The organism is Hydrogenovibrio sp. (assembly GCF_049975065.1).
Taxonomy (GTDB): Bacteria; Pseudomonadota; Gammaproteobacteria; order Thiomicrospirales; family Thiomicrospiraceae; genus Hydrogenovibrio.
In genome coordinates, this window is sequence record NZ_JBNGDN010000074.1 from 1603 (window position 1) to 10135 (window position 8533).

An 8533-nucleotide genomic window follows, 5' to 3' on the forward strand; every position below is an offset into this window, starting at 1 on the left:
TGCATTATTTAATTTAACATAATATACATTATGCGAACATAGTGCTGGGCATGATGTCCGTGCTGAGTGTTTTGAGTTGGCACGGGTTTGGATTGTTTGGATGCTCACCTTGCGATTCGCATAGCGATGTTTTCAATCATTTGGCCGGTGGGTTTTGGCTGTTGATGTGTGGTTTATTAGGTCTCGTATTTGGTCTTGGAACCGGACGAAGGCTCATTAGCCAGGTCTGGTTATTTTGGAGGGCGTCTATCTTTTATTGGGCTGGATTGCGGTTAACTTGGATGGTTTACTTGAATTGGCTGGATTGAGACAGCAAAGATGGGCTCTGTCTCAACCATGCCAGATGGGTGTCATCAACGTGTTATTTAAAATACTCGGCATGTTCGCTGAGCACTACCAACATTGGTACGATGGAAACGATGGCCATCAAAATCGGAACCCAGGCTTTTGGTTGGTTGTTTTTCACCCCAATAACCCCCGCGACGATCGCAATCGGCGCGGCAATCCAAGTAATGGGTGGGAACACAAAAGCGAAGAAAACCGCAATAATACCGGCCACCATGCCCATAGTGGCGGCATTGCCTGGATTGTAAGTGCGTGTGTCGCGCATGTCATCTGGTCGGGAACTGGCGGAATCCAAGCGTCCCATTATGGTGGATATATCCGCTTCGGATAAGTTTTTCCGGGTGAGCTCAAGATCGGTCATACCCAAGGTGATTTTTTGCTGGCGGTATAGGCTTTTGACCAAATCGTTCCATTCGGCGTTGTCAGGAAGTGCGTCGATGATTTCGTGGGCTTCTTGTTTGATGGACACCTTTGTCGCTCCTCTTTTGGGGATAAATGATTGCGCCCTTTCGACGTTACGATTCGTTCAAAAGGTTTTGGTTTGCAATGCATTTTGTAAATTGGCTTGTTTTTTAATTCTGAAACGTCTTCACGCCAGTGAGCACGCGTGTTAAGGTTTCAAGATAATACCGTTTTGTTGCATTTTCGATTATTATATAACCATTATTGAGATACTCAACCATTATTGGGCACTTCGACAAACTCGGCTTCAGGGATAAGAAATAAGGAGAGATTCTGTATGGCATTGATGCCAGGTTTACAAATCAATATCGGCCAACAATTGAAGCTAACGCCGCAGTTGCAGCAATCCATCAAAATTTTGCAGTATTCGGCGCTGGAAGTACAGCAGACCATTTCCACGACGCTGGAAACCAACTTTATGTTGGAACTGGACGAAGACCGACCCGATGATTTGGACGAAGCCTTTTCCGATCAAGAAGACCATTCGGATGTTGACGACAGTGATGCACCGGAAGCCAATGAAAGCGAACTCGACATCGAATCGGCGGATACCTTGTCGGACGACTTGCAAGTGGATTGTGAATGGGAGGAAGTTTACACCGATCTGAGCGTATCGAACAGCACCAGTAAATCGAACGACCAGGATTATACCGCTCCGGAAAACTACACATCAGCCGAATTGACTTTAAGCGAGAAACTTTATTGGCAGTCGGATATTTACCCCTGGACGGAAGTTCAGGAGGTGGTGGCTTCTTACATCATTGATGACATTAGCGATGAAGGTTTTTTAAAAACCCCCTTCCCCACGCTTTTAACCGATATTCAGGAAAAAGAGCCAGGCCTGGGCGTTCAGCTGGCGGACTTGGAAACGGTTCTGGCGGTCATCCAGCAATTTGAACCCACTGGCGTGGCCGCGCGCAGTCTGGAAGAATGTTTGATTCTGCAATTGAAAAGCCTCCGACAAACCCCTTTTGTGGTGACGGCCACCAAAATGATCGAAGAAAATTTCGAGCTTCTCAGTACCCGTGACTACAAGCGTATCAAAAAAATCTACCTGTTGAATGACGAAGAGTTGACGGAAGTGATTCAAGTCATTCAATCACTCACCCCGCGGCCTGGGCGGGCTTATTCCTCTACTCAAGGGGAAATCGTTGTGCCGGATCTCAAGCTGTCACGCACTCAGGATGGTTTTATGGTGGAGTTGAATCAAGAGGCCTTTCCACGCTTGACCATTAATTCCGCTTACATTGATATGGCCGGTGCCATGAGTGCGGCCAGCACCGAAGCCAAGCAAATTAAAGAACAATTGATTGAAGCCAAAGGGTTGATTAAAAGCATTCAAAGCCGTGGCGAAACGCTATTGCGCGTCGGCAAATACATCGTGGAAAAACAAGCACGATTTTTTGACGAAGGCGAGCAAGCGATGCAGCCGATGGTGTTGCGGGATGTTGCCGAGTCGCTGGAACTCCACGAGTCCACTATTTCAAGAGCAACGAACCAGAAATACATGCAAACCCCGCGTGGTACCTTTGAGCTTAAATACTTTTTTTCCACCGGCGTGTCGCAGTACGGCAGTGACGATCAGTCCGCCATTGCGATCAAGTCTCATATCAAGCAGCTCATCGAAAACGAAGATCCGTCTAAACCGCTCAGTGACAATAAGTTAATGGCCTTGCTGGAAGAAAAGGACATTAATGTCGCACGTCGAACCATCGCTAAATACCGTGAAGCGATGAATATCCCTTCGTCCAGCGAGCGCAAAAAACTCAATAAATTTAAATAGAAAACGCTTTATACCCGCTGCCACCAGCGCGTTGATTCATTTGGAGACTGCCTGCCTTATGTTAAACACGGACTTTACCATCAGCATTATTGAAGATGATCCGTTGCAACTGGAAAACCTGGAAACCGCCTTGAGTGAACAGGGCTTTCAAGTAAATGTCTTTTCTGATCGTCGAGCCGCCGAGGCCAGCTTTGATCATAAACTGCCAGACCTGGTCATTTCCGACATTATTCTTGGCCACGAAATTGACGGCGGTTTTGAGCTTGCCAAGCATTTATTGTCCTATGAAAGAGCGATACCGGTTATTTTTCTGTCGGAACGGCAATCCGAGTTCGATATTTATACCGGCCACGCCTTGGGCGCCATTGACTATCTGCCAAAGCCGATCAGTTTGAGTGTTTTGACAGCGAAAGTGAAAAATTTATTGCGCATAACCGGCACAGCGGCCGCCAATGGTCACCCCGAAAAATCGCAGATTGCCGGTTTGCGTTTAGCCAATGAAGAGTTTAAAGCCTATTGGCAAGAAAAACCTTTGGATCTGACCGCCACCGAATTCGAAATGTTGCGGCAGTTTGCCCTGACGGGCGAACGGGGCGTGGTGACTTACGATCGCTTGCAGGAGTCCACTCAGGGAGTGGTGGAACGTAACACGATTAATACGCATATTTGCCGAATTCGTTCGGCGTTTAAAAAAATAGATCCAGCGTTCAATTTGATTCATAACGAATACGGACGTGGTTACAGTTGGTATGAAAAATAACCAGGCCTGGTTGAATCGGTTTTTACACCGCAAACGCTTTCACCGGCAAAAGGGTTGCGACAGTGGTTAAGCGACCGTTTCAGTTGCGCTTGTCGATTCGAACGCGCTTTTTTATATTGTTGCTGCTGTTAACGATTCTCCCCTTTCTGGCCTATAAATTCGCGGTGGATCTTCATCGGCTGCTGTTGAATAATCAGGCCATTATTCAGCAGCAAACCGTGGTCAATCTGGCTTACATTCTGGAAAATCGAACCGACCTTTGGGCGCTGCAAATTCAGGCTGGCAACCCCACCAGTCAACTGTCGCACCTCAATCTGGAAAAATCGGTTTTGTGGATTGTGAATGAGCTGGGGCAGGCCACTTATGTTGTGGGACGCTTGCCGGATTACAATGAAAATGCGAATCAAAACCGAGACCCTTTCAGCTTATTGGGGCATTTTCTGATTAAATCCTTTTCCGCAATCATTCCCTACACCCTTCCCTATCCCTATCCGCAAAGTCAAACGCCCGAAGTTGAGCTGATTCAACAGGCCATTCATGGCCGAACCTTTCAACAATATCGCATGAATCGTGATAATCAACCGATTTCGCTGATGTCCGCCACACCGCTCAGGCTTCAAAATAAAATCATTGGTGCGGCGGTGCTGGAACAAACCATGGACAGTCTGCTGTCTGACTCGCTCAATTATTTTTATCGGTTGATCGGCATCGGCGGTCTGGTGTTTTTGCTGGTGATATTCGGTGCGATTTTTTACACAGCATCACTGTCCAATCGGATTGTTCGACTGGATAAGGATGTCAGCAATACCTTCGATGCGTATGGCAAGGTGAATCAATTGTCTTTCCCGGATACCCGCATTCGCGGTTATCACGATGAACTGTCCGATCTACGCCATCACATTTACGAAATGCTCACTCAGTTAGCCGCTTATGAACGTTATCTGAAGCAGTTGCCGCGAACCTTGAGGCACGAAATTCACAATCCGCTCAACCGTTTGTCGATGTCGCTGGCGCTGCTGGAAAAAGATGTGGATCACAAACAAGTGCATTACTCCAAACACGCGCTGGAACAGCTCAAACAAATCATCGCATCCCTTTCGGAGGCTTCCAGCATTGAAGACAGTTTGCACTCGCAACGGCCAGAGCCTTTTAATATTCAGGAGATGCTGCAGCACTATCTGGGCAGTCTGAGTGAAATGCATACGGCAGACGAATTTCAGGTCGATAATCGTTTGACGCACCCCCTATGGGTGCTTGGGGACGGTTTTATGATTGAACAAATGATGGATAAGTTACTCAGCAATGCCAGGGATTTTTCCGATCGCAAAACGCCTATTCGTGTTTGCATTGCGCAAACCGATGATAAACGGTTGGCGATTTCAGTACAAAATTCGGGGCCACCGCTGCCATCCGGCTATGAAAAGCAGATTTTTGACGGCATGATGTCTATTCGAGAGGTCAACGCCGATAATCAAACCCATTTAGGACTGGGGCTATTTATCGTTAAGCTGATTGTGGATTTTCATCAAGGCAGTGTTGAAGCGGAAAATCTATTGGATGAAAACGGCCAGGCCTGGGGCGTTCAGTTTCGCATGGAGCTACCGACCGTTCAGCCTCCTGCCTAATCATGTCGCTAACTCTTTCGCGCTAAACCGAATGGTTTGCGGTTAAGCCAACGAACGATTTATGGCGTCTAACGCCGCGACGGGGTCTTTTGCCTGGGTAATGGGTCGGCCAATGACCAAATAACTGGAACCGGCCTGAATGGCTTCATTGGGAGTCATAATACGGCGTTGATCGTCCTGAGCGCTGTCGGCTGGACGAATCCCGGGCGTGACCAAACAAAAATCGGCGCCGAGTTCGGAGCGCAAAGCCGCCGCTTCATGTGCTGAACAGACCACACCATCCAAACCTGAGCGTTTCGCCAGGCCTGCCAAGCGAAAAACCTGATCGGCCGGTGTGCCTGTCAGTCCAATTTCGGTCAAATCCGCTTGCGCCATACTGGTCAGAATGGTGACCCCAATGAGTAACGGGGGTTGGGCGGTTTGAGACACTGCTTCTTTCGCCGCTTCCATCATGCGCCGACCGCCCAGTGCATGTACATTCAGCATCCAAACGCCCAAGTCGGCGGCCACTTTACAGGCGTTGGCGACGGTATTGGGAATGTCGTGGTACTTCAAATCCAAAAAGACGTCAAACCCTTGAGCCACTAAGCGTTCAACCAGTTGCGGCCCACCACTGGCAAACAACTCTTTGCCAACTTTCAAACGGCAACTTCCCGGTGTTAAATGGGCGACAAACTCGTGTGCTTGCGAGACGCAGGCAAAATCCAGAGCGACAATGACTTTAGGGTCTGAAATAACATGGTTTGGCATGACGGTACTCTTATTTAGAATTGAAGTCTGAAGGTTGAAAAGGCTGTTTAGCCTCACCTTTGACAGGCGGTTGTATCGGATTAGGGGGGTTCCGTAGCTTGAACCGGTGCGATCACGGCTGAATGCGATTTTTGTTGCTCAAGAAACTCTTTTTTTAAGCGAATGATTTCATCCATCTGTGCGCGATTCTGCTTTTCCGACTTTCGAAGTTTCCAACGCAACTGCATGAGATGCGACAAGGCGTAGAATCCAGCCAGTAATAACCCAAAGACAATGGAAACTGCCAGAAGAATGGATAAGGGTAATTCGATTTGCGTCCAGAAGAGATCGACGGAGACCGGCGCTGGATTGAGAACACCCAGAAGGATGCCAGCGGCAATCAGCAAGAACGTCATGAGGGTGGAGAAAATTCGATACATAAAAAAAGGCCACAATATTTTTTAATATTGTAACCTTTAATATAAAGAGTTTAAATGATTAACCGATGATATCGGTGAAATCCTTAGACTCATCCACACGATCTCTCAGGGACTTCCCTGGTTTAAAGTGTGGCACACGTTTAGCATTGAGTTGAACTTTTTCTCCGGTTTTCGGATTACGTCCCATTCGTGCTTTTCGGTGATGAAGACTGAAACTTCCAAAGCCGCGAATTTCGATTCTGTCCCCTTCTGATAAGGTGTCTATCATAGCATCCAGAATTTGATTTACGGCCAGTTCGACGTCTTTTTGGCTGAACTGAGTCTGTTTTCTGGCGATCAATTCAATTAATTCTGACTTCGTCATTGTAATGTCTCTTCTTCATTCATTCGACATGAATCAGCCCACCTTTTTTGATAGGTAAAGGTGGACTCAGGTTTGACAGGTTGAACCTGTCCTACGATCATTACTCGTCAGAAGACAGTTGGCTTTTCAATAGGTCGCCCAAAGTGTTTTGAGCCTGTGGCTGATTAGCAGAATAGTCTTTTACAGCATTCGCTTCTTCTTGAGCCGCTTTGGCTTTGACAGAAAGCGAAACATTACGATTTTTGCGATCCACATTAGTGACTTTGGCTTCAACCGTATCGCCTACCTTGAGAACGGAACTGGCATCACGGGTATCTTCGTCCAATTCAGAGACGCGCAGGTAGCCTTCGACTTCTTCCGCAAGATCAATCACAGCCCCTTTTTCGTCAACGGATTTAACCGTACCGGTTACGATGCTGTTTTTACCGTTTTCAGCGACAAATTCACCGAATGGATCTTGTTCAAGCTGCTTCAGACCCAATGAAATGCGCTCGCGATCTGGGTCGATTGACAGGATGACGGTTTCCAGTTCATCGCCTTTTTTGAAGTCGCGAACCGCTTCTTCACCTGACTGAGACCAAGAAATGTCGGTCAAGTGAACCAAACCGTCGATATTGCCGTCTAGGCCGATGAAAATACCGAAATCGGTAATGGACTTGATGCTACCGGTAATCTTGTCACCTTTGGCGTGGGTGGCCGAGAAGGCTTCCCAAGGGTTAACCGTACACTGCTTGATGGACAAGGAGATACGACGACGCTCTTGATCAACATCCAAAATCTTCACTTTCACTTCTTCACCTAGGTGAACGACTTTCGATGGGTGAATGTTACGGTTAGTCCAATCCAGTTCAGAGGTGTGAACCAAACCTTCAATACCGTCTTCGATTTCAATAAAGGCACCGTAATCGGTAATGTTGGCCACTTTGCCCATGATTTCCGAGCCAATTGGGTAGCGCGCCACCATATCGGTCCATGGATCTTCTTGCAGTTGCTTCATGCCCAGAGACACACGGTTCTTCTCGCGGTCGAATTTCAAGACCTTCACTTCAATCTCGTCGCCCACTTGGATGACTTCAGAAGGATGGTTTACACGACGCCAAGCCATATCGGTGATGTGCAACAGACCATCAATACCACCCAAGTCGATAAAGGCGCCGTAGTCGGTCAAGTTCTTAACAATACCGCCCAATACAGAACCTTCTTCCATATTGGCCAGAAGCGCTTCACGTTCCACAGAGTTTTCCGCTTCAATCACTGCACGACGGGATACCACCACGTTATTGCGTTTACGATCCAGCTTGACCAGCTTCATTTCAACTTCTTTACCTTCCAAGAAACCGAAATCGCGAATAGGGCGAACATCCACAAGTGAACCGGGTAGGAAACCACGAACCCCTTCAACATCGACCGTCAGGCCGCCTTTAACTTTACCAGTAACCAAGCCGGTGACGGTTTCGCCGTCTTCCAGAGCCGTTTCCAAACGATCCCAAGTCTTGGCGCGTTTTGCTTTCTCGCGCGAAAGACGCGTTTCACCAAAGCCGTCTTCCAGAGTTTCAAGATAGACTTCAACGTCATCACCAACCGAGACTTCCAATTCACCATTGGCGTCTTCAAACTGGTTTTTTGGGATGGCCGATTCAGACTTCATACCTGCGTCAACCAGAACGGTCTCTTTATCGATACCAACAACTTTACCGATAATCAAAGAACCGGTTTGGAATTTGTCTTCTTGCAAAGACTGCTCAAATAATTCAGCGAAAGATAATTCACTCATGGATAATTTACCAAATTTTCATAGCCGTCCACTTCTGTCGTATTGGGGTATCCAGAAAGTGAACGGGTCCGTTATTAAAGTTGTTGACGTCCCAACAGGTCAACAATACATCAAAAAACAAAATCCCCATTCGTCAATCGAACGGGGATTTTGTTAAATTCTTTTAATTCAATAAGTTAGATTTATTTAATGCTAGCTTACTTGATTAACCCATGTTTCCATAATTGATCCATCGCCAATTTGCAAACGTC

8 protein-coding genes are annotated in these 8533 nt (G+C 47.2%); 3 read left to right on the top strand and 5 right to left on the bottom strand.

What is annotated here, in order from left to right; translation table 11 throughout:
- Nucleotides 1–361: 361 nt before the first annotated feature.
- The gene (locus ACP5D0_RS08465) at nucleotides 362–814 is read right to left on the bottom strand and encodes a hypothetical protein (protein WP_472365266.1); all 453 of its coding nucleotides are present in this window, start codon (nucleotides 812–814) and stop codon (nucleotides 362–364) included.
- A 270-nt stretch (nucleotides 815–1084) separates the two neighbouring features.
- Between ACP5D0_RS08465 and ACP5D0_RS08470 the strand changes: the two genes are divergently transcribed.
- The 3 genes from ACP5D0_RS08470 (at nucleotide 1085) to ACP5D0_RS08480 (ending at nucleotide 4975) form a co-directional block, all read left to right on the top strand.
- Nucleotides 1085–2590, top strand: a complete 1506-nt coding sequence (locus ACP5D0_RS08470; RefSeq protein WP_472365268.1) for an RNA polymerase factor sigma-54 — start codon at nucleotides 1085–1087, stop codon at nucleotides 2588–2590.
- A 58-nt stretch (nucleotides 2591–2648) separates the two neighbouring features.
- Entirely contained in the window at nucleotides 2649–3350 is a 702-nt protein-coding gene (locus ACP5D0_RS08475) for a response regulator transcription factor (protein ID WP_472365270.1), read from the top strand.
- 62 nt (nucleotides 3351–3412) lie between these two features.
- Nucleotides 3413–4975 (top strand): ATP-binding protein, encoded by a 1563-nt coding sequence (locus ACP5D0_RS08480; RefSeq protein ID WP_472365271.1) that lies wholly within the window; start codon nucleotides 3413–3415, stop codon nucleotides 4973–4975.
- Nucleotides 4976–5017: 42 nt separating this feature from the next.
- Here ACP5D0_RS08480 and pyrF read toward each other — a convergent pair whose 3' ends face one another.
- From pyrF to rpsA, 4 genes are all read right to left on the bottom strand, one after another.
- A complete protein-coding gene (pyrF, locus tag ACP5D0_RS08485; RefSeq protein ID WP_472365273.1) occupies nucleotides 5018–5725 on the bottom strand; it encodes an orotidine-5'-phosphate decarboxylase in 708 nt (235 codons plus the stop codon).
- Nucleotides 5726–5805: 80 nt separating this feature from the next.
- Nucleotides 5806–6144, bottom strand: a complete 339-nt coding sequence (locus ACP5D0_RS08490; RefSeq protein ID WP_472365274.1) for a LapA family protein — start codon at nucleotides 6142–6144, stop codon at nucleotides 5806–5808.
- Between the two features lie 58 nt (nucleotides 6145–6202).
- On the bottom strand, nucleotides 6203–6508 hold the full coding sequence (locus tag ACP5D0_RS08495; protein ID WP_472365276.1) for an integration host factor subunit beta: 306 nt from the start codon (nucleotides 6506–6508) through the stop codon (nucleotides 6203–6205).
- A gap of 100 nt (nucleotides 6509–6608) precedes the next feature.
- A complete protein-coding gene (rpsA, locus tag ACP5D0_RS08500) occupies nucleotides 6609–8282 on the bottom strand; it encodes a 30S ribosomal protein S1 (protein ID WP_472365277.1) in 1674 nt (557 codons plus the stop codon).
- Nucleotides 8283–8533 lie beyond the last annotated feature (251 nt).

Excerpts from the sequence above, each read along its gene's own strand:
- ACP5D0_RS08470 (WP_472365268.1), top strand. The coding sequence starts at position 1,085 with ATGGCATTGATGCCAGGTTTACAAATCAATATCGGCCAACAATTGAAG.
- ACP5D0_RS08475 (WP_472365270.1), top strand. The coding sequence starts at position 2,649 with ATGTTAAACACGGACTTTACCATCAGCATTATTGAAGATGATCCGTTG.
- pyrF (WP_472365273.1), bottom strand. The coding sequence starts at position 5,725 with ATGCCAAACCATGTTATTTCAGACCCTAAAGTCATTGTCGCTCTGGAT.
- ACP5D0_RS08490 (WP_472365274.1), bottom strand. The coding sequence starts at position 6,144 with ATGTATCGAATTTTCTCCACCCTCATGACGTTCTTGCTGATTGCCGCT.
- ACP5D0_RS08495 (WP_472365276.1), bottom strand. The coding sequence starts at position 6,508 with ATGACGAAGTCAGAATTAATTGAATTGATCGCCAGAAAACAGACTCAG.
- rpsA (WP_472365277.1), bottom strand. The coding sequence starts at position 8,282 with ATGAGTGAATTATCTTTCGCTGAATTATTTGAGCAGTCTTTGCAAGAA.